The sequence below is a fragment of the Streptomyces sp. NPDC031064 genome (assembly GCF_055570965.1).
In genome coordinates, this window is sequence record NZ_JBVIGF010000003.1 from 36,248 (window position 1) to 62,333 (window position 26,086).

Genomic DNA, 26,086 nt, shown 5'->3' on the forward strand with positions numbered 1-26,086 from the left:
CATGAAATCCCGTTTACGTCGCTCCAGGCGGACAACCTGTGGCCAGGGATCACCGTCTTGTTTGCGGGGGCGGGGCCGCAGGTGCCCCGGCTGACTTGAACGGAGCGTTGATGAAGGTCTCCTTCCTCATCCACACCATCTACGGCATCGGCGGCACCATCCGCACCACGCTGAACCTCGCGGAAGAGCTCGCCGGACGGCATGAGGTGGAGATCGTCTCCGTGTTCCGGCACCGGGACGAGCCGCTCTTCGCGATCGACCCCCGCATCACCGTCGTACCGCTCGTCGACACCCGCCCCTCCTCCCCGGCCAACGAGAAGAAGCACGAGCGGCACCTCCAGCCCGCCGAGCACTTCCCGAAGAACGAGGCGCGGTACAAGGAGTACAGCCGCCTCACCGACGAGCGCGTCCGCGCCCACTACGCCGGGGCCGGCTCCGACGCCGACGTCGTCATAGGCACCCGGCCCGGACTCGTCGCGTACGTCGCCGCGTTCGCGCCCGAGGGCGCCGTGCTCATCGGCCAGGAGCACATGACGCACAACCACCACAAGCCCGATCTGCGGGCCGAGATGGCCGGGTTCCTGACGAAGCTCGACGCGTTCGTCACCGTCTCCGAAGGCGACGCCGCCTCCTGGCGGGCGCGGATGCCGCTGCCGGACACCCGCGTGCTGGCCATCCCCAACAGCGTGCCCGAGCCGGTGGTGGCGCCCTCCGACACCTCGGGCACCACGATCATGGCGGCCGGGCGGCTGGCCTCCGAGAAGCAGTACCACGTGCTCATCGAGGCGTTCGCCAAGGTCGTCGCCCAGCGCCCCGAGTGGACGCTGCGCATCTGCGGCTGGGGCAACCAGAAGGACCGGCTCCGCAAGAAGATCGACCAACTCGGCCTCTACAACAGCGTCCACCTCATGGGCCCGCGTTCCCCCATCGAGCCCGAGTGGGTCAAGGGCGCGATAGCCGTGTCGACGTCCCGCCACGAGTCCTTCGGCATGACCCTCGTCGAGGCGATGCGCTGCGGCCTGCCCGTGGTGTCCACCGACTGCGACTACGGCCCCCGCGAGATCATCAAGGACGGCGAGGACGGCCTCCTCGTACCCGTCGGTGACGCCGACGCCGTCGCCGCCGCGCTGCTCCGGCTCATCGACGACCCGGAGCTGCGCCGCCGCATGGGCGCCGCCGCCCTCGTCAACGGCCGGCGCTTCGACCCGGGCCCGGTGGCCAAGCAGTACGAGGAGCTGTTCGCCGAGCTCGGCGCGGCCGCCACCCACCGCGCCGGTCACCACCACGAGCCCGCCCCCGCCCCGGTGACGGACACCGTCGCGGACTGCGTCGCGGCCGACGACGGCACCCTGACCGTGACGCTGCTCACCCCGCGCAAGGGCGCCCGCCTGGTGGTCGGCGCGCACGACGGCGAGCAGGGCTTCCCCTTCGACGGGCACGGCACCGCGACGGTCCCCGCCGGCACGCCGTTCGCCGAGGGCGTCCACCCCGTCCACGTGGAACTGCCCGGCGACGGCGGGCGCGTACCGCTCGCCACCCGCGCGATCGACCAGCGCGGGGCGATGCGCGCGGCCGGGCGGCAGCGCGCCGGCGAACCGGTCCGGCAGCTCGTTCCGTATACAAGGTGCGGTGCTCTGCACCTCCGCTCCTGGGTGCGCCCCGTGCACGCCGAGGTCGGCGACGTCCGGATCGAGGGCGGGACGATCACCTTGTCCGCGCGGTGGTACGGCGCGGCCGAGGCAGGGGGCGAACCGGAGCTCCTGCTGCGGCGGCGCGGGAAGGCACCGCTGGAGCTGGCCTTCCCGGGGACCGGGCACGGCACCGACGGTTTCCGGTTCACCTTCTCCTGCACCGCCCCCGCCGCCCGCCAGCAGGACCCACACGATGTGTGGGACCTGTGGCTCCGGCCCGCCCCGGCGGCCGAGCCGGTCCGGCTCGCGCGCATCCTCGACGACGTCGTGGAGAAGGGCTCCCTCTTCCCCTACCCCCCGGTCGAACTGCGCAAGAAGCAGCCCCTCGGGCTGGCGCGGGCCGTCCTCCGGAAGCTGGCGGGCAAGCCGCGGGAACGGGTCGTGATCAAGGTTTTCTACAGCGCCGCCAACGAGCTCGTCCTCAATGTCGTCGACAAGCCGACCGCGTGATGTCGGTCACCGGAGCGCCGTCACGGCACTCGTCCGCTCTCCCTGGCCACACGGTGAACACGAGGTGTCCCGGGGGTGTGGGGGGCCCGATGTCCGCCTTGCGAGACGGTCACGGAGAGTGCGACCATCAGCCCGTCCCCCAGTCGTCGCAAGGTAGGTCGTTCTGTGTCAGCGCCGCATGAAGCCAAGCCCCGCACCACAGCAGTCGTGCTCGCCGGCGGTACCGGCCAGCGCGTGGGACTCGCGATCCCGAAGCAACTGCTGAAGATCGCGGGCAAGGCGGTCATCGAGCACACGCTGACGATCTTCGAACAGGCGGAGTGCGTCGACGACGTGATCGTGCTGATGGCGCCGGGTTTCGTGCCCGACGTCGAGAAGATCATCGCCAAGGCGGGGCTCACCAAGGTCACCCGCGTCATCGAGGGCGGCGCCACCCGCAACGAGACCACCGAGCGCGCCATCCAGGCGCTCGGCGAGGGCCTCGGCGAGGGGGAGGACCTCAACGTCCTCTTCCATGACGCGGTGCGTCCGCTTCTGTCACAGCGCGTGATCAAGGACTGTGTCGACGCCCTCGACCGCTACCAGGCCGTCGACGTCGCCATCCCCTCCGCGGACACGATCATCGTGACCCGCACCCACGGCGAGGACGGCGAGTTCATCACCGACGTCCCCGACCGCTCCCGGCTGCGCCGCGGCCAGACCCCGCAGGCGTTCAAGCTGTCCACGATCAAGCGGGCGTACGAGATCGCGGCCGGCGACCCCAACTTCCAGGCCACCGACGACTGCAGCGTGGTCCTGAAGTACCTGCCCGACGTGCCGATCTACGTCGTCGCGGGCGACGAGTACAACATGAAGGTCACCCAGCCCGTCGACGTCTTCATCGCCGACAAGCTGTTCCAGCTCGCCTCCACCGCCGCCCCGCGCCAGGCCGACGAGGCCGCCTACCGCGAGCTGCTGTCCGGCAAGACCCTCGTCGTCTTCGGCGGCTCGTACGGCATCGGCGCCGACATCGCCGCCCTCGCCGAGCGGTACGGGGCCACGGTGTACGCGCTGGGCCGCTCCACCACCGGAACGCACGTCGAGAACCCCGAGCACGTCGAGGAGGCCCTCGCCAAGGCGTACGCGGAGAGCGGCCGTATCGACTACGTCATCAACACGGCGGGCGTGCTGCGCATCGGCAAGCTCGCCGAGACCGACAACGCGACCATTCAGGAAGCGCTGAACGTCAATTACCTGGCGCCCGTGCAGATCGCCCGGGCCGCATACAAATACCTGGTCGAAACCAAGGGCCAGCTCCTGCTCTACACCTCCTCCAGCTACACCCGCGGCCGCGCCGAGTACAGCCTTTACTCGTCCACCAAGGCCGCCATGGTGAATCTCACCCAGGCCCTCGCCGACGAATGGGCCGGCGACGGAATCAGGGTGAATTGCGTCAACCCCGAGCGCACCGCCACACCGATGCGTACGAAGGCATTCGGCCAGGAGCCCGCCGGATCGCTGCTGTCCTCCGAGGCCGTGGCCCGGACCTCGCTGGACGTGCTGCTCTCCGAGCTCACCGGCCATGTCATCGACGTACGGCAGCAGGACCCCACCCGTGGGGCGAGCGAGGCGTCGGGCTTCGAGCAGGCCCTGGCCTCCGTGCTGGACCGACAGGAAGATGTGTAATACTCACCAGATGTGCTCTTCGGGCCTCTGTGTCGCTTTGTGCGAATGCAGAGGCCCGAGTTCGTAAGACTCGATTCGTGAGAGTCTCGTAAAGCAGACCATAAAGTCAGTTCGTGAAGTCGGTCCGTGAAGTGCTCGCCTTCACAAGAGTTTTGTCCATGTGAAAAAACCGGCACCCCCTCTGGAGCAGGTTCTTCGTGATTTCGACCGCCATTCGCCTGGCACGTGTGGGCAGTGCGTCAGAGCTCGCCGCGGCAGTCCTCATGGGACTGGGATATCCGTGCGTCATGCTCGCCGCCCTCATCCCGAACCTCTGGTTCTTCGCGGCCGCCGGTGCCGTGACCTACGTCGCCGACTGGTATCTGCACCAGAAGAACAGTTACCTGATCAACCGGCTGAGCAAGGTCAGGGCCGGGCTGCCGATCCGCTTCCTGCTGCGCCAGCTCCTGCTGATCATGCTGCTCGCCCGCGAAGGCCTCGCCGAGCAGCCCGTGTTCTACGCGGCGGTCGCCTGCTTCCTGCTCTTCTTCGGCCTCCAGGCCCCCCAGGGCGCCCTCGCGACCCTGATCCGGCTGCGGCGCACCATGCCGGTGGTCACCCGCAACATCGACCTCAACGCCGTACGCATCCCCGACGCCCCGCCGCGGGCGCTGCTCAGCCGTTCCGCCGAGAAGATGCTGCACCTCGACATCCCCGCCATGGCGGGCGTGATCGCCGCGGTCGCCACCGGCCGGAACGTCCTCGGGTACGCGGGTGTCGCGGCGACCCTCGGGCTGGGCCTGCTCTACACCGCGGCCCTCGTGCCCTACCTGCGCCGCAAGCGCCGCGCGCCGGCCGCGGGCGCCGCCCTCAAGGCCGTCGCCACCTGGCTGCGCGAGTACCAGCCGACGGTCGCGCTGTACTTCTCGGGCTCCGACGACTCCGCGTACCAGGTCAACATGTGGCTGGAGACGATGGAGCAGGTCGACGGCCGGCCGCTGATCATCATGCGTGAGCGGAACCTGGTCAAGAAGCTCAACCCGACGTCCGTGCCGATCCTGTGCGTCCCCGGCGGCCAGCACCTGATGGCCATGGACCTGTCCTCGATCCGCGTCACGCTGTACCCCGCCAACGTCGGCAAGAACATCCACATGCTGCGCGTGCCGACCATGAAGCACGTCTTCATCGGGCACGGCGACAGCGACAAGCTCGCCAGCGTCAACCCGTTCTCCAAGGTGTACGACGAGGTGTGGACCGCCGGCCAGGCCGGCCGCGACCGCTACGCGCTCGCCGACGTGGGCGTCCGCGACGACGACATCGTCGAGGTGGGCCGCCCGCAGCTCGCGCCGATCCAGACCTGGACGGGCACGCCGAAGAACGCCATCCCCACCGTCCTCTACGCCCCCACCTGGGAGGGCTGGGACAACAACCCCGGCAACACCTCCCTGCTGCTGGCCGGCGAGAACATCATGAAGCGGCTGCTGAACGCCCCCCGGCCGGTCCGGGTGATCTACAAGCCGCACCCCTTCACCGGACTCGTCAACAAGAAGGCCAAGGCCGTCGACGAGCGCATCCAGAAGATGGTCGCCGCGGCCAACGCCGAGCGTGCCGCCGACCCGCGCTGGGCGAAGGAGACCGCCGCCGCCCAGGCGTCCCAGGCCGCGGCGCGCGCCGAGCTGGCCCGGATCGAGGCCCGGCTCGCCGAGCTCACCCGCCCCGGCCGCAAGGGCGGCGACGAGTCCGAGGAGTCGCGCGTCTCGCTCGCCGACCCGCAGCGCCTCGCCGAGATCAAGCGGCTGCGGGCCGAGTGGAACGACGCCTACTGGCGCTCCTTCGGCTGGTGGGAGCACGCGGTCGTCACCGGCCCCGAGCCCAAGCTGTACGACTGCTTCAACGAGGCCGATGGCATGGTCTCCGACATCTCCAGCGTCGTGTCCGACTTCATCGCGAGCGGCAAGCCGTACGCGGTGACGGACTCCGCGGAGCTCGGCGTCGACGAGTTCAAGCGCCAGAACACCGCCGTCCGCGCCGCGGTGATCCTCTCCAACAGCGCCACCGAGCTGGACGAGCTGCTCGCCGCCGTGGCCGACCCGGCCGCCGACCGGCTCGCGGACGAGCGCAAGTCGCTCAAGCGGTACCTGCTGGGCCCCGACGAGCCCACGTCCATCGAGCAGTTCAACGCCGCCGTGCGGGCGCTGACCGCCAAGGCCGAGGCCCGCAACAACGGCGTCGCCCAGCGGCTGGCCGGCCAGCGCATCGGCGAGCTCGACCAGGAGGCCGACGGCGCCGGCGCCGAGCCGGTGGGCGCCGCTGTCGACACGGTGGCGGAGAACGGCGCCGAGGAGGCCACGGTCGCGCACTGACCGCTTCCGGTGCCACCGGGCAGAGCACGCCGGCGTCAAGCGCCCCGCGTACAGCACCCCGGCAGACGGCCCCCGGCAGACGGCTCTTGGTAGACGGCCCCCGCGTCAAGCCGCCCCGGCGTAAAGCCGGACGTACACACCGCGGCCCGTAAGTCCCTCGTACGAGGCGGACTTACGGGCCGCTGTGCGTGCCGTCACACCACCGAAACGCCCGAAGGGCACCATGACGGGCGAACTTCGTCCGTTTGCCGCTTACCGCCAGGTAAGGAATCCAGTGGGTGCCGATGACTGAGAACACTCCCGACGTCAGCGTGATCATCGGGGCCTACGACGCGATGCCGTACCTGGTGAAGTGCCTGGAATCGGTCGAGGCGCAGACGATCGGCGCCGACCGCATCGAGATCGTCGCCGTGGACGACGGTTCGACCGACGGCACCGGGGAGTACCTGGAGGAGTTCGCCGCCCGCTCCAAGGTCCCCACGCGCGTGGTGCGGCAGGCCAACTCCGGTGGCCCCAGCGCCCCGCGCAACACCGGGCTCGCCCTCGCCCGCGGCCGGTTCGTCTTCTTCCTCGACGCCGACGACTACTTCGGCGAGGAGGCACTGGAACGTCTCGTCGCCATGGCCGACAAGGCCGGTACGGACGTGGTGCTCGGCAAGACCGTCGGCGTCAACCGCAACGCCGCCAAGTCGATGTGGAAGCGGACCGTCGAACGCGCCGACATCTACCGCTCCAACGTCAAGTACACGCTCAGCGCCCAGAAGCTGTTCCGGCGCGAACTGCTCGTCCGGCACGGCATGCGGTTCGACGAGTCGCTGACGACCGGTGAGGACGCGCTGTTCACGCTGGAGGCGTACCTGCGCGGGAGCGGGGTCTCCGTGGTCGCCGACCACACCTGCTACTACCTGGTGGGCCGCGAGGACGGCAAACACCTGACGAAGACCGGTGGTTACGTGCCCCGCTTCGACTCGGCCAAGGCCCTGATGGAACTCATCGCCGCGCACGTACCGCCGGGGGAGCGGCGCGACCTGCTGATGATGAGGCCGTTCACGGTCACGCTGCTGCCCCAGTTCGGCCCCGTCGTCCTCCGGCAGCCCCGCGACATCCTGCTCGCCAAGATGCGACTGGCCGCCCCGCTGATGGCCGCGTACTGGACGCCCGGCGTGGCGGGCCGCCTGAAGACCGAGGACCGGCTGCGCCTGACGTGCGTGGCGATGGACCGGCCCGACGCGCTGGTGGACGTCGTGACCTTCCTCCAGGCGGGCGAGCAGCCGGAGCGGGTACGCCGGCGGGGCCGCGAGTACCTGGCGTACCCGCACTTCCGGGACCCGGCGGTGGGCCTGCCGGACACCGCCTACGAGGTGCGTGGCGCACCCGGCCCGTTCACCGTCACCCGGCGCCGGGCGCGGCGCCTGGCGGCGCTTGCGGCGGGACTGGTGCCGCGGCGGATGCGGCGGGCCGGGGACTGATCCCGGGGGTGTCCAGCCGCATGTCCATCGGCTGGAATGCGCGCGCGCCGAACACCGCTCCTGGCATAGATTTCCCACGTGACAGTGGCAAGGCAGTACGTAACGGAAGCCCGCAGGATCGTCGTCAAGGTGGGCTCCTCGTCCCTCACCACCGCCTCGGGCGGCCTCGACGCCGACCGCGTCGACGCGCTCGTCGACGTACTCGCCAAGGTCCGCAGCGGTGGCGAGAAGGAGATCGTCCTGGTCTCCTCCGGCGCCATCGCCGCCGGGCTCGCGCCGCTCGGCCTCGCCCGCCGCCCCAAGGACCTCGCCCGCCAGCAGGCCGCCGCCAGCGTCGGACAGGGCCTGCTCGTCGCCCGCTACACCGCCTCCTTCGCCCGCTACGGCGTACGCGTCGGCCAGGTGCTCCTCACCACCGACGACACCAGCCGCCGCGCCCACTACCGCAACGCCTACCGGACGCTCGACCAGCTCCTCGCCATGGGCGCCGTACCGGTCGTCAACGAGAACGACACGGTCGCCACGGACGAGATCCGGTTCGGCGACAACGACCGGCTCGCCGCGCTCGTGGCCCACCTGGTGCGGGCCGACCTGCTGGTGCTCCTCTCCGACGTGGACGGGCTGTACGACGGCGACCCGTCCAAGCCCGGCACCTCGCGCATCGCGGAGGTGCGCGGTCCGGCCGACTTGGAGGGCGTCGAGATCGGCTCGGCGGGCAAGGCCGGCGTCGGCACCGGGGGCATGGTCACCAAGGTCGAGGCGGCCCGCATCGCCGCGGCCGCCGGCGTCCCGGTCGTCCTGACCTCGGCCAGCCGCGCCGCCGACGCCCTCGCGGGCCGGGACACCGGCACGTACTTCCGCCGCACCGGCCGCCGCTCCGCCGACCGGCTGCTGTGGCTCGCCCACGCCTCCACCCCGCAGGGCGCCCTGATCCTGGACGACGGCGCGGTGCGGGCGGTCGTCGCGGGCAAGAAATCCCTGCTGCCGGCGGGCATCGCGGCCGTGGAGGGCGAGTTCGGCGCCGGTGACCCCGTCGAGCTGCGCGACGCCTCCGGCCGGGCCGTCGCACGGGGGCTGGTCAACTTCGACTCCAAGGAGATTCCCCAGCTCCTGGGGCGGTCCACCAGGGAGCTGGCGAAGGAGCTGGGTCCGGCATACGAGAGGGAGGTCGTACACAGGGACGATCTCGTCGTCCTCCAGCCCTAGACCCGTCCCAGAACGGCTGAAAGTCCCGCCATCCGCCAGAGACCTTCACCAAAACCGCCCCACGTTCCGCGCAGGACTGGTCAACTTTGTCTCAGGGGTAAGCGGGGTGACAGCACCACGACGCACTAACAGGAGGCCGCCGGTGAGACGAGCGCGCCCAGGGGCTCTGCCCCGAGGGACGGCCGAACGCGCCTTGACGAGTGTCGAGGCCGGGGCCGACTTCGACGAAACCGTCCTCGACGACGGCGCCACGGGCCGGCAGTCGGGAAGCCAGCCGGAGCGGCGCACCCCGGACCGCCCGGTGTCCAAGCTGTGGCACATCACCCTCAGCGTCTCGGGCCAGGAGGCCCCGCTGAAGGACGTCAGACGGGCCCTGGAGCAGCTCGCGCACGACCACCCGTTCCTGCTGACCAGTCGGTACGCCAATAATCACGCCGAGATCCGGTACTGGGAAGAGGCCCGCGACCTGCACGACGCCGCCGCCGTGGCGCTCCGCCTGTGGGGCGAGCACCGGCAGAGCGCGGGGCTGCCGCCCTGGGAGATCGTCGGCCTGGAGGTCATCGACCGCGAGACGTACCACCTGCGGATCGCGGAGGGGTACGGCCCGCCGCCCGCCGCCCCCGTGGGCGTGCACCCGTACTGACGTACCGGGCGCGGGGCGACCCCTGAGCGTCTCGCAGAGCGGGATATGTGATGGATGCCCGTCCGGAGCGCATTACGCTGCGAGTATGACCTCGTCGCATTCCCCCGCTTCCGCCGGTACCCCGTCGGGCTCGCCGTCCGTCACGCCGTACGACGACATGACCCCGGTCGTCCGCGCCGCCTACCGGGCACGCGCCGCCGCCGCCGAAATCGCGCCACTCCCGCGCTCGGCCAAGGACGACGCGCTGCTGGCGATCGCGGACGCGCTGGAGGTCCGTACGAGCGAGATCGTCGAGGCCAACGCCGAGGACGTCGCCCGGGCCAGGGAGGCCGGCACCAGCGAGTCGATCATCGACCGGCTGACGCTCACCCCCGAGCGGGTGCGGGCCATCGCCGCCGACGTCCGGGACGTGGCCGCGCTGCCCGACCCGGTCGGCGAGGTCGTCCGCGGCTCCACCCTCCCCAACGGCATCGACCTGCGGCAGGTCCGCGTCCCGCTCGGTGTCGTCGGGATCATCTACGAGGCCCGGCCCAATGTGACGGTCGACGCCGCCGCCCTGTGCCTGAAGTCCGGCAACGCCGTGCTGCTGCGCGGCTCCTCCTCCGCCTACTCCTCCAACACCGCCCTCGTGCGCGTCCTGCGCGACGCGGTCGGCGGCGCGGGCCTGCCGGCGGACGCCGTCCAGCTCGTGCCCGGCGAGTCCCGCGACTCGGTGCGCGAGCTGATGCGCGCCCGCGGCCTGGTCGACGTCCTGATCCCGCGCGGCGGCGCCTCCCTGATCCGCACGGTCGTCGAGGAGTCCACCGTCCCGGTCATCGAGACCGGCACCGGCAACTGCCACGTGTACGTCGACGCCCAGGCCGACCTCGACATGGCCGTCGACATCCTGATCAACTCCAAGGCGCAGCGGCCCAGCGTCTGCAACGCCGCCGAGACGCTCCTCGTCCACCAGGACATCGCCGACGCCTTCCTGCCGCGCGCCCTGGACGCCCTCGCCGAGGCGGGCGTCACCGTCCACGGCGACGAGCGGGTGCAGGCGTACGCGGACGGCTCCAAGGCCACCGTCGTGGCGGCCACGGCCGAGGACTGGGAGACCGAGTACCTCTCGTACGACATCGCCGCCGCCGTCGTCGACTCGCTGGACGCCGCCGTGGCGCACATCCGGCTGTGGACCTCGGGCCACACCGAGGCGATCGTCACCACCTCCCAGGCGGCCGCCCGCCGCTTCACCCAGCTCGTCGACTCCACGACCGTCGCGGTCAACGCCTCCACGCGGTTCACCGACGGCGGCCAGTTCGGCTTCGGCGCCGAGATCGGCATCTCGACGCAGAAGCTCCACGCCCGGGGTCCGATGGGGCTGCCGGAGCTGACGTCGACCAAGTACATCGTCACGGGCGACGGTCACACCCGGTAGGGACCCTTCCCGGGGGGCGAGTTCGTCCTCTCCCTGCCGAAACCCACCTCCCAGGTCTACTCTGAAGGCGTGCCGGACGACGTGGGGGGCAAGCCGTTCCCGGACGGCTGGGAGCCCGACGACGACCGCGGAGGCGCGGACGAGGACTTCGCCTCCGTGGTGTTCGACGAGGACTTCGTACGGGCCGCCACGTTCCATGAACCCACCGCCGTGGAGCGGCTGTTGGCCGCCGCCCAGGCGCGCGCGGACGCCGAGGCCGCCCGCTCCGGCACGGGCGGCGGAGCGGCCGACGACGAGCTGTACGACGACGAGCCGTACGGGGGCGGGTACGGGTACGGCGGGTACGGCGGTGGGCCCGGCCGCGACGACGCCGGGGACCCCTACGGGGCGCACGGCGGCACGCTGCGCCCGTACCGGCCCAGCTCCCGCTGGTACCGCCCGGTGGCCTGGGTCCTGGCGGTGGTGATGGGCGTCGGCATGGTCGCCCTCGCCTTCACGGCCGTCTACCGGGGCGCCTCCGGCGGCCGTGGCGGGCCGGTGCCGGCACCGGCGACCAGCGGCATCGACACGCCACCCCCGACGCCCGCCACGACCGCTCCGTCCGCCTCCGCCCAGTACAGCGGCCCACCCGTGCCGGCGGTGCCGCGAACGCCCTGAGCGTGCCCTCGAGTCACCACGCGCGGCGCGTTTACCGGGGCTCCCGCCGACCTACCCTGAAGGTATGGCAGGGCGTGGCGACCCGCCTGAGGGGACGCCCGAGGGGCTTCCCGGCGGTGGTGAGGACGAGTACCGATCCGTCGTCTTCGACGAGTCGTTCGTCCGCGCTGCCCGCCTCCAGGAGTACTCCGCGCGAGAGCGCATGGGCGAGCACACCCAGGCCGTGCGCAGCCGCCCCCTGTGGACCCGTACGTCCAGGGGACCCCGCCCCGGCCCCCGGCACGGCGCACTGGTGTTCGTACTGGTCCTCGCGGTCGCCTTCGCCGCCGTGGTGTACCTCAGCGCCCGCAACACCTACCAGCCGCTGACCGACCGGCGCGCCGAGCCGCTGCGGAGCACGGTCGTCCCACTGGCCCCGCAGGGCACCGTCCCGGGCGGCGAGCCCGACGCCCTGTACGCCCACAGCCCCGCCGCCCAGTTCCGCTCGGGCGCCGCCGGCATCCCCCTCCCCGCCGCGAAGCGCACCGCCCACTTCTCCGAGAGCCAGGTGGTGGCCGCGCTGAGCACCGTGAAGGACTACCTGGTGCAGTCCTCGCTCGACCCGGACGTCCTGACCGGGACCGCCGTGCGGCAGGTGCGGCTGCTGCTCGATCCCGACCAGCTCGAGCAGTTCGACCGGAGCGTGGAGTCCCCGGCCGACGACGGGCGGCACGCCGCGACGGCCTGGCTGGTGCGCTTCGACACGGCCGAGGTGGCCCTGGCGGACCCCACCGCCGCGCGCGTCCGGGGCACGATGCGGGTGACCGAGGTGGCGCCCGACGTCCTGGAGGTCACCTCCGACCACACGTTCGTCTACGCGGTACGCCCCGCCGGAGCGGACGCCGACGCCGCCTCGTCGCTGTTCACCGTCCGCCGCGAGCTGGCCTTCCGCTTCGACCGCGAGGACCTGCGGATGCACCGGGCGGAGCTGCTGACCAGCCGCGTGCAGGCCGGCCCCCAGTCGTGCGCGGCCGACCCGTCCGGCTCCCTGCACCCCCTGCCCGCCGGCCACCGCGCCACCCCCTCGGGCCCCGCGGTCACCGACCCCTACGCCACCGGCACCCGCACCACCCCCGCCCTCTGCGGCACCCTCGCCCCGGCCGCCCAGCCCTCACTTCCCGCACGCTGGTGACCCGACGGGCGGCCGCTCGGCGCCGCCTGTCACCGCCCCGCGAAAGGGAGCCGCCTCAGTCCGTGGCCCGGCCGTTCCCGTTGCCGCCCGCGAACCTGTCGCGCAGCTTGCCGCCCAGGTCTCCCGCGCCACCGGCTATGTCGCCGACCAGCTTCATCAGGGGGTCCTTGCTGCTGCGCACCGAGTCGGCGTAGTGGGACGCCGACTCGCGGAAGGAATCCGTGACCGAGGTGTCCTTGTCCTCCGAGCGGCGCGGGTAGTGGCCGTCCATGATCCGCTGGTAGTCGCGGCTCTCGGCCCACTTCTTCAGCTCGGCCGCCCGGACCGTGGTGAACGGGTGGGAGCGGGGCAGCACGTTCAGGATCTTGAGCACCGAGTCGCGGAGGTCGCCCCCGGCCTCGTACTCCTCCGCCTGCTCCAGGAAGGCGTCCACGTTCATCTCGTGCAGGTGGTTGCCGCCCGCGATCTTCATCAGCCCGCGCATCGACGCCTTCAGGTCCTGGCCCACCAGCAGCCCCGCCCGGTCCGCAGACAGCTCCGACTTGCGGAACCACTCGCGCAGCGCCGTCACGATCGCCATGATCGCGACGTTCCCGAGTGGGATCCAGGCGACCTTCATCGCCAGGTTGGTGAGGAACAGCAGCACCGTGCGGTACACGGCGTGGCCCGACAGCGCGTGGCCCACCTCGTGCCCGACGACGGCCCGCATCTCCTCCTCGTCCAGCAGCTCCACCAGGCCGGTGGTGACCACGATGATCGGCTCGTCCAGGCCGATGCACATGGCGTTGGGCTTGGGGTCCTGGGTGACGTACATCACCGGGACCTTGTCCAGGTCCAGGATGTAACAGGCGTCCCGCAGCATGGTGTTGAGGTGCGCGAACTGGGCGTCGCTCACCCGCACCGAGTCGGACAGGAAGAGCAGCCGCAGGCTGCGCTCCGGCAGCAGCCCGCTCAGCGCCTTGAAGACGGTGTCGAAGCCGCTGAGCTTGCGCAGGGCGACGAGCGCGGAGCGGTCCGCCGGGTGTTCGTAGGCCCGGGACGAAATCCCCGGGAACCGCCTGCGCTGCCTGCTCGGCACGTTCTCGTGACTGCTGCCGGCGCTGTCCGTGCTGTCGGTGCTGTCGGTCATGGAATGCCCCCTCTTCGTACGAGACCTGCCTCGTCCCCCTGACGGCCCCCAGCGTAGGCGCTGGAGTTACGGTGGGAGCGAGCCTGTGGATAACCGATGATCACCGGTGCCGGCGATCACCGCTGGTCCCGGCTGAACGCCGGCGATCACCGCTGACCGCCGCCGATCACGGTTGAACGCCGACGAACGCCGACGAACCCCGAGGAGCGCACCGCCATGCCGGAGACCGCCGCACTGCTGGCCGCCGCCTCCGGGCAGCAGGGTCCCGGCGACACGCTCCGGATCGTGCTCGTCGTCTCGATGCTCGGAGCGGCCCTGCTCGCCTGGTTCCTGCTGCGCGGATACCGCAACGGGAACGACAACGACTGAGTCGGCGTGAGCGTGCCCGGACGGCCCGCATACGATGTGCGCGAAGTCTCCGCTCCGACTCCGATGGATAGGTCCTGCCGAAGATGAGCCTCCCCACCACCGCCGCCAGCCTCGTCACGCTCGCCCAGGGCGGCGAGCACGGTGGCAACCACGCCAGCCTGAACCCCTACATCACCGGTGGCGGTGCCCTCGTGGTGCTGCTCCTGCTGCTGTGGATCACCACGCGCTTCAACCGCGACCGCTGAGCCCGCGCCCGCCGGGACCGCCCGCGGCGCCGTGCCAGTAGGCTCTGCACGCATGGGAGACCAGCAAGTGCCTACCAGTTCCGGCAAACGCCGACTTGGCGTGATGGGCGGGACATTCGACCCGATCCACCACGGACACCTGGTGGCCGCCAGCGAGGTGGCCGCCCTGTTCCACCTCGACGAGGTGGTGTTCGTACCGACCGGGCAGCCGTGGCAGAAGAGCCACAAGAATGTCTCCCCGGCCGAGGACCGTTACCTGATGACGGTCATCGCCACGGCGTCGAACCCGCAGTTCTCGGTCAGCCGCATCGACATCGACCGCGGCGGGCCGACGTACACCATCGACACCCTGCGGGAACTGCGTGACCTCAACGAGGACACGGATCTGTTCTTCATCACCGGCGCGGACGCGCTGTCCCAGATCATGCCGGGCTGGCGCAACGCCGAGGAGCTCTTCTCGCTCGCCCACTTCATCGGGGTGACCCGGCCGGGTCACGACCTGTCGGACGACGGGCTGCCCGAGGGAGGCGTCTCCCTGGTCGAGGTGCCGGCGCTGGCCATCTCGTCCTCGGACTGCCGGGCGCGGGTCGCCGCGGGCGACCCCGTCTGGTATCTGGTGCCGGACGGCGTGGTGCGCTACATCGACAAGCGCCAGTTGTACCGGGGCGAATGAGCCACGGAGAGGGGCACCGGTGAACGACCAGCAGAACCCGTACGACCCGTACTACGCGCCGCAGCCGCAGATCGTCGGCTACGACGCCTACGGGCAGCCGGTGTACCAGCAGGCTCAGCACCAGTACGACCAGCAGCAGCACGACCAGCAGCAGTACGAGTCGGCTCAGCAGTACGACCCGTACGCGCAGCCCCAGCAGCCCCAGCAGTCCTACGGCTACGACCAGCGCTACGACACGTCGTACGCGCAGCAGGGGTACGGGTACGAGGGCTACGCCGCCGCGCCCGGGTACGACACCGCCCAGCAGCAGCCGGCCCCACAGCCCGTCCGCGAGCAGCCCCAGCCCCAGTCCCAGCCGCAGCCGCAGCAGTCCCGGCACCCGCAGGCCCAGCCCGCCCCCGGCGCCGCCGTGCCCGGGCAGCGCCGTCCGGCGCCCGGGCCGCAACGGCCGGAAGGCGAGCGTCCCGACGCGGAGCGCGAGTACCGCACCGAGCAGTTCTCCTTCGTCGAGGAACCGGACGAGGACTCCGAGGACGTCATCGACTGGCTCAAGTTCACCGAGAGCCGCTCCGAGCGCCGCGAGGAGGCCCGGCGGCGCGGCCGCAACCGGGTCGTCGCGCTCGTCGTCGTCCTGGCCGTCGCCCTCATCGGCGGCGTCGGCTACCTCTGGTACGCGGGCAAGCTCCCCGGCCTTTCCGACCAGAAGACCCCGCAGGGCGGCACCGCGACCGGCCCGCAGAAGCGCGACGTGATCGTCCTGCACCTGCACAACACCCGGAACAAGGAGACCTCCACGGCGCTGCTCGTCAACAACGCCACCACCAAGCAGGGCACCACCGTCCTGCTGCCCAACTCCCTCTCCGTGGCCAACGACGACGGCACCACCACCACGCTCGCCAAGTCCGTCGACGACGACGGCTCCACCGGCACCCGCGAGGCGATCGGCGCCCTGCTCGGCACCAAGATCACCGGAACGTGGCGGCTCGACACCCCGTACCTGGAGAACCTGGTCGAGCTGGTCGGCGGCATCGAGGTCAGCACCGACACCGAGGTCCCCGGGGCGAAGAAGGGTGAGGCGCCCCTGGTGACCAAGGGCGAGAACCAGACCCTGAACGGGCGGATGGCCGTCGCGTACGCCACCCACCGTGGTGAGGGCGAGGCCGAGGCCAAGCAGTTGGAGCGTTTCGGGCAGGTCATCCGCGGTGTGCTGCGCAAGATGTCGGACGACCCGCAGTCCGCGACGGTCACGATCCAGACGCTGGCGCAGATCCTGGACCCGTCGCTGCCCGAGAAGGACCTGGGCGCCTCCCTCGCCAAGCTCGCCGAGCACGCCAAGGTGGGCGACTACAAGACCGCGCTGCTGCCCGTGCGGGAGGACGGCACGCTCAGTGAGCAGGCCACGAACAGTGTGGTGAAGGACATCCTGGGCGGCTCGGTCAGCGCACCGGAGCAGGGCGCGGCCGTACGGGTCGGCATCAGGAACGCCTCCGGCAACGAGGACGCCACGGAGGACGCCCGGATCCTGCTCGTCAACGGCGGTTACGCCGTCATCGATGGCGGCAAGGCCGACACGGAGACGTCGTCGCAGGTCATCTATGGTGACGCGGCACAGAAGGGGAAGGCCGAGGAGGTCGCCAAGACCCTGGGTCTGCCCGCCGGCGCCGTCGAGAAGGGCACGGCCACGGCCAATGCGGACGTCACGGTCGTCCTGGGCCAGGACTACGAGGCCGGGTAGGAGGGCGGGCGGAGGCCCGGTACGAAGCCGGACCAGGGGCCCGTATGCGGGCCCCGTACGAGGGTGCCGGGTAATGGTTTGCCGGGCTGTCGGCGGTACGTGAGACCCTGGAAGGGTTCTGGACCGCCGACGAAAGCCTGCATGTGACCGCCACTGACCGCTCCATCGAGCTCGTGACCGCCGCCGCCCAGGCGGCTGCCGACCGGCTCGCGCACGACATCATCGCCTACGACGTCAGCGACGTGCTGTCGATCACCGACGCCTTCCTGCTCGCCTCCGCGCCCAACGACCGCCAGGTCAAGTCGATCGTCGACGAGATCGAGGAGCGGCTGAACAAGGAGCTCGGCGCCAAGCCGGTCCGCCGCGAGGGCGACCGCGACGCCCGCTGGATCCTGCTGGACTACGTCGACATCGTCGTCCACGTCCAGCACAGCGAGGAGCGGGTCTTCTACGCCCTGGAGCGGCTCTGGAAGGACTGCCCCGAGCTGCCCCTGCCCGAGGACGCCCTCAAGACCCGCGGGAAGGCGGAAGAGTACGCCCGGCTCAGCGGCGCCGACGGCTCGGACGGTGAGCTGAGCTGAACGGCACCAAGGGCGGCAGGGGCCGCCGGATCGTCCTCTGGCGGCACGGCCAGACGTCGTGGAACCTGGAGCGCCGCTTCCAGGGCTCCACGGACATCGAACTGACCGACACGGGCATCGCACAGGCGCGCCGTGCCGCGCGGCTGCTCGCGGCGCTCAAGCCGGACGCGATCATCGCCTCCGACCTCAAGCGGGCGGCGGCCACGGCCGCCGAGCTGGCCGCCATCACCGGCCACGAGGTCAACCACGACTCCGCGCTGCGCGAGACGTACGCGGGTGAGTGGCAGGGCCTGACCCACGAGGAGATCCTGGCGCGCCACGGCGAGCAGTACGCCGCGTGGAAGCGCGGCGAGCCGGTGCGGCGCGGCGGTGGCGAGCTCGAGACGGAGGTGGCCGACCGGGCCGCCCCCGTGGTGCTGGCGCACGCCGAGAAGCTGCCCGAGGACGGCACGCTCGTCGTGGTCAGCCACGGCGGCACGATCCGCACCACCATCGGCCGGCTCCTCGGCCTGGAGGCGCACCACTGGGAGGGCCTGGGCGGGCTCTCGAACTGCTGCTGGTCGGTGCTGGGCGAGGGCGCGCGCGGCTGGCGCCTGCTGGAACACAACGCCGGAACGCTCCCGGAACCGGTCCTCGGCGACGACGACTGACCCGGATTTCACTTTCCGGCAGGTCACAGGCTAAAGTTCTTCTTGTTCGCAGCGCGGAGCGCGAAGAACACGAGGGGCTATAGCTCAGTTGGTAGAGCGCCTGCATGGCATGCAGGAGGTCAGGAGTTCAATTCTCCTTAGCTCCACAATCACCGGATCCCGTCCCCACCAGGGGGCGGGATTCCTGTTTTCCGCCCCTGCCGGTCGCCCGATGCCCCGGCTCGGGCCGGCTCAGCCAGCTCAGGCGGTCGGACCGGCTCGGGCGGTTGGTCCGGCTCGGTGCCGTGGGACCGGCTCGGGCGGTCGGGCCGGTTCGGCGGTCGCGGACCGGGCGGGAGCTGTCGGGGCCGCGTCAGGCCCCCACGGCGTCGGCGGCCCGGGCGCACAGTTTCTCCATCGCCAGCAGGCTCTCCTCGTCGTTCGCTGTGTACGCCACGATCCGGCACTCCGGCATCCCGTTGATCGACAGCGATACCGACGTCATCCGTATCTCGCCCACGGCGTGGTGCCGGAAGGTCTTCACCCGGGGGCCCGGCGGCACGACGTCCCCGCTCTCCCACAGCTCGGCGAAGTACGCGCTGGCCGAGGAGAGCCGGGCGATGAACGACTCCCACGCCGGCTCGCCGACATGCCGCCCGTACGCCCCGCGCAGTTGCGCCACCATCAGTGGCAGCTCGGCCTGCTTGTCCACGAGCGGGCACACCGGCTCCGGCACGGTGAAGAGCGTCCACAGCGCGTTGCGCATCTCGTCCGCGGCGGTACCGGCGCGATCGAACAGCAGCCGGTACGCCCGGTTGGTGGCGAGGATGTCGTACCGCGTGTTGTAGACCACGCTCGGCCGCGGGTCGAGCGCGTCGAGGATGCCCTGGATCTCGGGGCTGATCTCCGCCACGGACGCCGCGCGGTCCGGCGCGTACGGCACCTCGGCCAGGTGGTAGAGGTGCTCCCGTTCCGGCCGGTCGAGCCGCAGGGTGCGCGCCACCGCGTCCAGGACCTGGGCCGAGGCGTTGATCGGGCGGCCCTGCTCCAGCCACGTGTACCAGGTCACACCGACCCCCGAGAGCTGGGCGACCTCCTCGCGGCGCAGCCCGGGCGTGCGGCGGCGCAGCCCCGGCGGCAGTCCGACGTCAGCCGGTGTCACCCGGGCCCGGCGGCTTCGCAGGAAGGCGGCCAGCTCGTGCCGCCGACGCTGATGCCCCGCCCGCTCCGCCCCCCGCTCCGCCCGCTCCGCCCGTTCCGTCCGCTCCCGTTGTGTCGCCATCGTCGTCACACCCCCATGGTCGATGGACCGCCCCGCCCTTGCCAGGTGCTGCCAGTACCAGCATCAGCGGGCTCTCGTTACCCGTATCGGATCGTCGGCAGGCTCGACGCCATGACAACGACCGCGACAAGTCCCGCAATCAGTAAAGACGGTGGCACTGACAACCGGCCGCCGCTGCTGCTCGGCGTGGTGCTCGCCGCCCAGTTCATGGCGCTGCTCGACACCTTCATCGTCAATGTCGCCGTTCCCACCATCCGTACCGAACTCGACGCGTCCGGGGCGGCGTTGCAGCTCGTGGTCGCCGGCTACACCATCGCGTACGCGGTCCTGCTGATCACCGGCGCGCGCCTCGGGGACCTGCTCGGGCACCGCCGGATGTACCTCGGCGGGCTCGCGCTGTTCACCGTCGCCTCGCTCGCCTGCGGGCTCGCCTCGGGGGCCGGTCAGCTCATCGCCTTCCGGCTGGCCCAAGGGGCCGGCGCGGCCCTGCTGATCCCGCAGGTCCTCAGCCTCATCCAGCGGCACTTCACCGGCGAGGGGCGGGTACGGGCGCTCGGTGCCTACGCGGCGGTGCTCGCCACCGGAGCGGCGGCCGGGCAGGTCGTGGGCGGAGTCCTGGTCGGCGCGGACCTGTTCGGCACGGGCTGGCGCCCCGTCTTCCTGGTCAACGTGCCGATCGGACTGGTCCTGCTGGTGCTGGGCGTACGCGTGCTGCCGCGTGACCGGCGGGAGGCGCCCGAGCGCGCCCGGCGCCTCGACCTGCCGGGCCTGGTGCTCCTGGCCGCCGCCGTCTCGCTGTTCACCGTGCCGCTGGTGCTCGGCCAGGAACGGGACTGGCCCGCCTGGACCTGGGCGTCGCTGGCTGCCTCGGCGGTCCTGTTCGTGGCGTTCTGCGCGTACGAGTCCCGTCTCGCGCGGCGCGGCGGCGCCCCGCTCATCGCACCGCGTGTGCTGCGCGTCCCCGGCATGGGCCTGGCGGTGGTGCGGATCGCCGTCGTGATGGGCGTCAACGCCGGTTTCCTGTTCGCCATGACCCTGCACTTCCAGGGCGGTCTCGGGTACGGCGCGCTGCGCGCCGGGCTGACGTTCGCCCCGACGGCCGTCGTCTTCGGCGTGGTCGGCCTGACGTGGCGGCGCTGGCCGGTGGCCTGGCGGCGCGCGCTCGTGCCGGGCGGTTTCCTGATCAGTGCCACGTCCGCCCTGACGGCCGGCTGGGTGCTGCGCGACGGGCAGGCCGGCGGCCCGGTGATGTACGTGGCGTTCCTCGCCCTGGGCGGAGGACTCTCGCTCGCTTTCAGCCCCGTCCTGACCGGCGCCCTGGCGACCGTACGCCAGGAGGACGCCGCCGACGCCAGCGGCCTGCTGGCGACCGTCAGCCAACTCGGGCAGCTCCTCGGTGTCGCGACCTTTGGCACACTCTTCCTCGGCCGCCTGAACGCGCCGGGGGCGCATGTGTCGGCCGACGCGCTGTGGGTATGTGCCTTGGCGCTGGCCGCCGCGTCGATCATGGGGGCGTCGGCGGGGCTGGTGCGAGGCCGACCCCGCTGACCCTCGTCCCGGGCCATGGCAGAATCGGACGGCCGGAGGGGGACGACGATCCGGACGGGAGGGAGTGCGCGATGTCGGCCAGCGGTTCCGAGGAGGCTTCCGAGCCGCTCACCGCGGCACGGGCGCGCCCCCGACTCAACTGTCCCTCGTGCGGTTCGTCCCACGTCGCCCAAGTACTCGGTGACAATGGCGGAGTGTCCTATGTGTGCACGTCCTGCGGCCACTGCTGGAGCTGATTGATGGGTGCGCACAGGCGGAAATGCGACTGGTGCGGCAGTGGTACGCCGATCGTCCGGGACATGGACCCGGTCAACCCCGACTACCAGTACTGGTGCGAGGAGTGCGCGCGGGCGCTGATCATAAAAGGCGACCCCATCGAGACCTACCGGGAACTCGAAGGGGAGCCCATCTACGGGCGCCTGCTCGACGAGCACTGCACGCTCAAGCGGTTCTACTCGTTCGCCACCGCCTGACCCCGAACGCCGCCAACAGGCTCAGCCCGACCAGGGTGTAAAGCCCGGACAGCAGCATCTGCCAGCCGTTCTGGTGCAGTTCGAGACGGACCGGAGCGGGCGCGTGCGGCACCCACCACAGGGCGAACGACGCGAACACCAGAGCAGTACCGGCCGTCCAGGCCGGCCGCACCCGGGTGGCCAGCAGGATCAGCATCGGCACGCACCACACCCAGTGGTGCGACCAGGAGATCGGACTCACCAGCAGCGCCGTCGTCGCGCACGCCACCACCGCCACCGGCCGGTCGTCCCGCAGCGCCGCCAGTACCGCGACGGTGAGCCCCGCCACACCCACGACAGCGGCCGCGATCAGCCACCACACCCCCGGATCGGTGGTGTGCAGCAGCCTGGCCAGCACGCCGTTCAGGGACTGGTTGGCGGTCTCCTCCTTGCGTCCCACCCGGCTCGTCTCGAAGATCATCTGTGTCCAGAAGCGGCGGGAGTCGTACGGCAGGACGACGGCGGACGCCACGGTCACACCGATGAACACCCCGGTCGCGGTCGCCGCCTGCCGCAGCCACGGGTTCCAGCCCCGCTCCCATCCGTGCGCACGCGCGCGTGCCACCCCCACCACCAGCAGCAGGACCACGAACAGCCCCGGCGTCAGCTTCACCGCCGTGGCCAGACCGATGCCCACTCCGGCCCACCGGTTGTTCTCCCGCCGCGTCAGGTCCCACAGCACCGCCACCGCGATCAGCAGGTTGATCTGCCCGTACCGCAGCGTCGTCCACACCGGCTCCAGCCAGACGAGGACCGCCGCCACCCACAGCGCCGTACCCGGCCGGTCCCTGCCCACCAGGCGCAGCGACAGGTGCACCAGCGCCAGCAGCAGGAGCAGGTTCCCCGCGGTGGCCAGCGTGCGCATCTCCGGGACGCCGAGCAGCGTCAGCGGTGTGAACAGCAGCGCGGCGAACGGCGGGTACGTCGTCGGCAGGTTCGCCGATGTGGCGCGCATCGCATACAGGTCACCCCCGGCCAGGACCGTCTCGCCCTCCGCTCGGTAGACGGAGAGGTCCAGCATGGTGACGTTCGCGGCGCGCTGGGCCACCCAGAAGGCCGCGAAGGACAGCAGGCAGGCCGTCGCGGCGGCGGCGAGGGGCAGCTCCCTGAGGCGCGCCCGGAGGGTCATGGTCACGGTCACGAAGGGCGACGCTACCCGCCGCCGCGGAGGGCGGCGCCACCGGCCGGAGCCTGCCGGCCGTAAACGATTTGGTGAACCACCGGGGGGACCGTGTAATGTTCTCTGTGTCGCCGCGAGGGAAGCTCGCAAGGGAGACCCGCCGGAGGAAACTCCAGGGGGCGGCACACCGCAAGGGGCTATAGCTCAGTTGGTAGAGCGCCTGCATGGCATGCAGGAGGTCAGGAGTTCAATTCTCCTTAGCTCCACAGAACGTGGAAGGCGGGCCATCCGATCGGATGGCCCGCCTTTCCGTTTCCGTCAACCCCGGCCGCTGCCAAGGGCCTTGCGGTCGGAGCTGGGCAACGCGGGACGGGAGGGACGCTCCTCGGCCCCCTGCTCCAGGCGCAGCGCCAGCTCCGGGCAGCGCCGGACCGCGAGCTGCGCGCGATCACGCAGGTGGACCGGCACGGACGCGTCCGCGAGCACCGGGTAGCCGTCGCGGCCCATGCGGATCAGCTCGGGGACGATGTCCGCGCACAGCCCGTGGCCCTTGCACAGCGTCCAGTCCACCGCCAGCTTCTCGCCGCTCGGGATGGACTCCACGGCCTCCTGGTAGCCCGGCTCGGGCAGCGGCAGCACGCCGATCGTCGGCCGCCCGCAGCCGCCGTGCAGGACGTGCGCGGCCAGGTCGTCCGTGAAGGCCGAGAGCGTCGAGCTGAAGAACCGGGCGGAGCCGTCCGGGTGCTTGCACACACCCCGGCCCTTCACCGCCTGGGTGACCTCACGCAGCGCCTCCAGGGCGGCGGGTCCGCCGCCGTTCAGCACGTCCGACAGGCCCCCGGCCGCGGCGGGCAGGCCCAGGCGGCACGGGCCGCACTGACCGGCGGTCTCGGCCGCCAGCCAGTTCGCCACGCGCTGCGCCTCGCCCAGCGGACAGGTCTCGGGACCGATCGGGAGGATCGCGCCGGCTCCCAGGGCGCCCCCCACGGCCGCCATGGACTCGCGCGAGATGACGCAGTTGTCCACGGCCATGGAGTCGATCCAGTTGCCGTGGTAGCCGCCGGTCAGCACGCCCTGGGGCACCGGCGGGGCACCGGCGAGCTGAAGGACGTACCGCATGGGCACGCCCGTCGGCACCTCCACCACCATGGGCCGGGCGACCTGCCCGGAGATCGTCAGCATCACGGTGCCCGGCTCGCTGTCCAGGCCGTGCTGGCCGTAGCGGCCGGCGCCGGTCCGGGCCGCGATGGCGAGCTGCGCGAACGTCTCCGCGTTGGACAGCAGCGTGGGCGCGTTGCCCACCCCCGACTCGGCGGCGCGCTCGCGGCGGCCCGGCGGGATCGCGGGGCCGCCGTTCGCCGCGCGGATCACGGAGGACGCCTCACCGGAGACCATGCGCTCCGGAGTGCGGACGACACGCGCGCGTAGCTGCTGTCCGCGCCGGTCGGACAGGCCCCGCTCGGCGAGCGCGGCCCGGATGGAGATCTCGGTGGAGTTCCGGGTCACCGCGACGATTAGGGTGCGGGCGCCGAGGGCCTCGGCGGCCAGCAGGGCGCCGTCCAGGATGAGGTGCGGGGCACGGTTCAGAAGGACGGTGTCCTTGCGGCAGGCGGGCTCGCCCTCGCTGCCGTTGACCACGACGACGGGGCGGACGCCGCGCCGGATCGCGGCCTTGGCGACCGCGCGCAGCTTCTTGCCGAAGGGGAAGCCGGCGCCGCCCCGGCCGCGCAGCGAGATCTCCTCGGCCAACTGCGCCAGCCGCTCGCCGGGTATGGGTTCGAGCGGCCCGTGGACCTTCAGGTGCATCTGGAGGTCGAGCCGCTCGACCAGGTCGAAGCCCTGGGTGAGCTGGGGGAGGCCGACGACGCGGACTTCGGGGACGTCGGGGAGCGGGGCGTTCACGTGCGGTCTCCTGCGGGTGCGGTCCAGGGCTCGCCCGCGGGCGGCTGCTGGAAGGGGCCCGGTGCGGGCTCAGAGGGGTCTGCGGGGCTGTAGGGGGGCGGGGAGGTGGTGTACGAGGGCGGGGCGGGGGACGGGGTGGGCGGCGGCGGGGAGGGGGTCGGCCAGTAGCCGGGACGGGTCGCCGGTTCGTCGGGTACGACCGGCAGCTCCTCGGTCATGGGGACGCGCTCGGCGTACGGGATGTCCTGGCCGGTGCCGCCGGCGGCGGTGCTCCCCGGAGAGGCGGTGTTGCCGAGGGAAGTGGTGTCGCCCAAGGGAGAGGTGTTGCCCAGGGAGCCGGTGTTGCCCAGGGGAGAGGTGTTGCCGAGGGAGCCGGTGTTGCCCAGGGACACGGCCCGGTAGGCGGCGGACATGCCGGCCCCCGTGGTGGCGGAGGCGGCCCTCGTGGGGGTGGGGGAGGCCGGGGGGAAGGTGGGCTCGTACAGCGGCGGGGAAGGCGGGGTCAGGGTCCTGGGCTGCTCGCGGGGGCGGCCGATCGGGCGCTCGGGGGAGACGGCCGACGGCTCCGGGCGGGTGACCGGCTCGCGCCGCAGCTCCTGCTCGAAGGGTGTCTCGTACGGGCGGGGCGGGGTGATGTCCGACGCGCCCGGCAGCGGCGACACGGAGGGGTTTCGCCGCCGGCGGCCGCGTTCCGGCCTGTCGGTGCCCGGGCCGATCAGGGCCAGGACGCGCTCGGCGAGGCGCTGCTGGACGGGGCGGGGCAGCAGCCGTATCGATACGGCGGCGGCGACCCCGGTGAGCGCGAGGCAGTACATGGTGGTCACCCACGTGGCCGCCGGGCGACCCGCGTAGAGCCCGTGCACAAGCGCGCAGCACCAGGCCGGATACGCCAGCATGTGCAGCGGCCGCCAGCGTGCCGCGATGCTGCCACGGCCCGCCAGCGCGCTGCGGGCGGCGCCGGTGGACGCGGCGATCACCATCAGCAGGCCGGCGAGCGACCCGAAGCCGATCAGGCCGGCCGTGCCGGTGACTCCCAGGCCGAAGGGGATGAGGGCCCCGATGAGTGCCACGTGCCCGAGGGAGACCTTGACCGTGGCGTGGAGGAGGAGGAAACCGAGGGAGGCCACCGCTGTGGTGCGGTGGATGGCCTGGGCGAGGAGACGGTGGCGGGCGGAGAGGAGGAGCCGGTCCGTCGCGATCAGGCCCCAGGCCACGGACGCGGTGAGCGACACGAGGGAGAGGACACCCGTGGTGAAGTCCAGCGCGGCCCGGAAGCTGTCGCTCCCGCCGATCGCGAGCACGGGTATGAGTACCAGTGCAGCCGCGGAAAGCCCGCCCTGTACCGGCTTGCTCATACCGGCCTGCAAGGCGGGCGATGAGCGGATCTTGCGATGAGGGTTCATGGGGAGCGACTCCAGTGGTGCGGAAAAGAGGTCCCGTGGCCGCATGCTAAGTCGACGCATACCAACCGGTACGAGCTTTGAGCGTTTAAGGTTCGGAACGGCCGACAACTGACTCTGGCGTTGCCCCGGATAGGGTCGATACGCGGAGTAACCGGAGCCCCGTGGTGACCTCCGCCGGGGTGACCGGCCCGTGGACCTCGATGCGGCTCGTACGGGCCCTGCGGTACCCTGACGCCATGCGTGCCGTACG

Annotated in this window: 22 protein-coding genes and 2 tRNA genes; 19 read left to right on the forward strand and 5 right to left on the reverse strand. The window is 71.7% G+C overall.

Translation table 11 applies throughout. From position 1 onward, the window contains the following. The first annotated feature begins 110 nt into the window (after window positions 1-110). From ACZ46W_RS11115 to ACZ46W_RS11155, 9 genes are all read left to right on the forward strand, one after another. The gene (locus tag ACZ46W_RS11115) at window positions 111-2,141 is read left to right on the forward strand and encodes a glycosyltransferase family 4 protein (RefSeq protein ID WP_468334850.1); all 2,031 of its coding nucleotides are present in this window, start codon (window positions 111-113) and stop codon (window positions 2,139-2,141) included. A gap of 165 nt (window positions 2,142-2,306) precedes the next feature. Then, the gene (locus tag ACZ46W_RS11120) at window positions 2,307-3,806 is read left to right on the forward strand and encodes an SDR family NAD(P)-dependent oxidoreductase (protein WP_468334853.1); all 1,500 of its coding nucleotides are present in this window, start codon (window positions 2,307-2,309) and stop codon (window positions 3,804-3,806) included. Window positions 3,807-4,069: 263 nt separating this feature from the next. Then, the gene (locus ACZ46W_RS11125; RefSeq protein WP_468334856.1) at window positions 4,070-6,148 is read left to right on the forward strand and encodes a hypothetical protein; all 2,079 of its coding nucleotides are present in this window, start codon (window positions 4,070-4,072) and stop codon (window positions 6,146-6,148) included. A 284-nt stretch (window positions 6,149-6,432) separates the two neighbouring features. Next, entirely contained in the window at window positions 6,433-7,617 is a 1,185-nt protein-coding gene (locus ACZ46W_RS11130) for a glycosyltransferase family 2 protein (RefSeq protein WP_468334858.1), read from the forward strand. A gap of 78 nt (window positions 7,618-7,695) precedes the next feature. Next, window positions 7,696-8,823: a glutamate 5-kinase gene (gene proB / locus ACZ46W_RS11135; protein ID WP_468334861.1), complete on the forward strand. Its 1,128-nt coding sequence runs from the start codon at window positions 7,696-7,698 to the stop codon at window positions 8,821-8,823. A 142-nt stretch (window positions 8,824-8,965) separates the two neighbouring features. Further along, window positions 8,966-9,466: a hypothetical protein gene (locus ACZ46W_RS11140; RefSeq protein ID WP_366129548.1), complete on the forward strand. Its 501-nt coding sequence runs from the start codon at window positions 8,966-8,968 to the stop codon at window positions 9,464-9,466. A gap of 85 nt (window positions 9,467-9,551) precedes the next feature. Further along, complete coding sequence (locus ACZ46W_RS11145; protein ID WP_468334865.1) at window positions 9,552-10,880, forward strand: glutamate-5-semialdehyde dehydrogenase; 1,329 nt, start codon at window positions 9,552-9,554, stop codon at window positions 10,878-10,880. Window positions 10,881-10,949: 69 nt separating this feature from the next. Further along, on the forward strand, window positions 10,950-11,537 hold the full coding sequence (locus ACZ46W_RS11150) for an SCO2584 family spore wall biosynthesis protein (RefSeq protein WP_468334868.1): 588 nt from the start codon (window positions 10,950-10,952) through the stop codon (window positions 11,535-11,537). A 64-nt stretch (window positions 11,538-11,601) separates the two neighbouring features. Beyond that, entirely contained in the window at window positions 11,602-12,708 is a 1,107-nt protein-coding gene (locus tag ACZ46W_RS11155) for an SCO2583 family membrane protein (RefSeq protein WP_468334870.1), read from the forward strand. Between the two features lie 55 nt (window positions 12,709-12,763). Here ACZ46W_RS11155 and ACZ46W_RS11160 read toward each other — a convergent pair whose 3' ends face one another. After that, window positions 12,764-13,837 (reverse strand): M48 family metallopeptidase, encoded by a 1,074-nt coding sequence (locus ACZ46W_RS11160; protein ID WP_468334872.1) that lies wholly within the window; start codon window positions 13,835-13,837, stop codon window positions 12,764-12,766. 216 nt (window positions 13,838-14,053) lie between these two features. Between ACZ46W_RS11160 and ACZ46W_RS11165 the strand changes: the two genes are divergently transcribed. The 7 genes from ACZ46W_RS11165 (at window position 14,054) to ACZ46W_RS11195 (ending at window position 18,236) form a co-directional block, all read left to right on the forward strand. Then, window positions 14,054-14,206, forward strand: a complete 153-nt coding sequence (locus ACZ46W_RS11165; protein ID WP_468334875.1) for a hypothetical protein — start codon at window positions 14,054-14,056, stop codon at window positions 14,204-14,206. A gap of 83 nt (window positions 14,207-14,289) precedes the next feature. Continuing rightward, entirely contained in the window at window positions 14,290-14,451 is a 162-nt protein-coding gene (locus ACZ46W_RS11170) for a hypothetical protein (protein ID WP_179166370.1), read from the forward strand. Between the two features lie 52 nt (window positions 14,452-14,503). Continuing rightward, a complete protein-coding gene (gene nadD / locus ACZ46W_RS11175) occupies window positions 14,504-15,124 on the forward strand; it encodes a nicotinate-nucleotide adenylyltransferase (protein ID WP_084895025.1) in 621 nt (206 codons plus the stop codon). A 19-nt stretch (window positions 15,125-15,143) separates the two neighbouring features. Beyond that, window positions 15,144-16,859 (forward strand): LCP family protein, encoded by a 1,716-nt coding sequence (locus ACZ46W_RS11180; RefSeq protein WP_468334879.1) that lies wholly within the window; start codon window positions 15,144-15,146, stop codon window positions 16,857-16,859. Window positions 16,860-17,002: 143 nt separating this feature from the next. After that, window positions 17,003-17,440 carry a ribosome silencing factor gene (gene rsfS / locus ACZ46W_RS11185; RefSeq protein WP_366129541.1) on the forward strand — a complete coding sequence of 146 codons (438 nt, stop codon included), beginning with the start codon at window positions 17,003-17,005 and terminating at the stop codon, window positions 17,438-17,440. Then, window positions 17,437-18,090 (forward strand): histidine phosphatase family protein, encoded by a 654-nt coding sequence (locus tag ACZ46W_RS11190; RefSeq protein WP_468336925.1) that lies wholly within the window; start codon window positions 17,437-17,439, stop codon window positions 18,088-18,090. The genes rsfS and ACZ46W_RS11190 overlap by 4 nt, the downstream gene beginning before the upstream one ends. Before the next feature lie 73 nt (window positions 18,091-18,163). Next, window positions 18,164-18,236, forward strand: a tRNA-Ala gene (locus ACZ46W_RS11195). A 206-nt stretch (window positions 18,237-18,442) separates the two neighbouring features. On the opposite strand, the gene ACZ46W_RS11200 is transcribed toward ACZ46W_RS11195, so the two are convergent. Continuing rightward, window positions 18,443-19,360, reverse strand: coding sequence for a helix-turn-helix transcriptional regulator (locus ACZ46W_RS11200; protein ID WP_468334882.1), 918 nt, complete (start codon window positions 19,358-19,360; stop codon window positions 18,443-18,445). A 102-nt stretch (window positions 19,361-19,462) separates the two neighbouring features. Here ACZ46W_RS11200 and ACZ46W_RS11205 point away from each other — a divergent pair, with 102 nt between their 5' ends. After that, window positions 19,463-20,899, forward strand: a complete 1,437-nt coding sequence (locus ACZ46W_RS11205) for an MFS transporter (protein ID WP_468334885.1) — start codon at window positions 19,463-19,465, stop codon at window positions 20,897-20,899. Window positions 20,900-21,138: 239 nt separating this feature from the next. Continuing rightward, a complete protein-coding gene (locus tag ACZ46W_RS11210) occupies window positions 21,139-21,372 on the forward strand; it encodes a hypothetical protein (RefSeq protein WP_030494108.1) in 234 nt (77 codons plus the stop codon). On the opposite strand, the gene ACZ46W_RS11215 is transcribed toward ACZ46W_RS11210, so the two are convergent. Continuing rightward, window positions 21,341-22,540 carry a glycosyltransferase 87 family protein gene (locus ACZ46W_RS11215; RefSeq protein WP_468336928.1) on the reverse strand — a complete coding sequence of 400 codons (1,200 nt, stop codon included), beginning with the start codon at window positions 22,538-22,540 and terminating at the stop codon, window positions 21,341-21,343. The genes ACZ46W_RS11210 and ACZ46W_RS11215 overlap by 32 nt on opposite strands. Before the next feature lie 184 nt (window positions 22,541-22,724). Here ACZ46W_RS11215 and ACZ46W_RS11220 point away from each other — a divergent pair. Beyond that, window positions 22,725-22,797 (forward strand) — tRNA-Ala (locus tag ACZ46W_RS11220). Window positions 22,798-22,849: 52 nt separating this feature from the next. Here the strand turns inward: ACZ46W_RS11220 and ACZ46W_RS11225 are convergent. Both ACZ46W_RS11225 and ACZ46W_RS11230 read right to left on the reverse strand, forming a co-directional pair. Then, a complete protein-coding gene (locus ACZ46W_RS11225) occupies window positions 22,850-24,433 on the reverse strand; it encodes an NADH-ubiquinone oxidoreductase-F iron-sulfur binding region domain-containing protein (RefSeq protein ID WP_468334888.1) in 1,584 nt (527 codons plus the stop codon). Continuing rightward, window positions 24,430-25,788, reverse strand: coding sequence for a hypothetical protein (locus ACZ46W_RS11230; protein WP_468334891.1), 1,359 nt, complete (start codon window positions 25,786-25,788; stop codon window positions 24,430-24,432). Before ACZ46W_RS11230 ends, ACZ46W_RS11225 begins: the two co-directional genes overlap by 4 nt. Window positions 25,789-26,086: the final 298 nt, after the last annotated feature.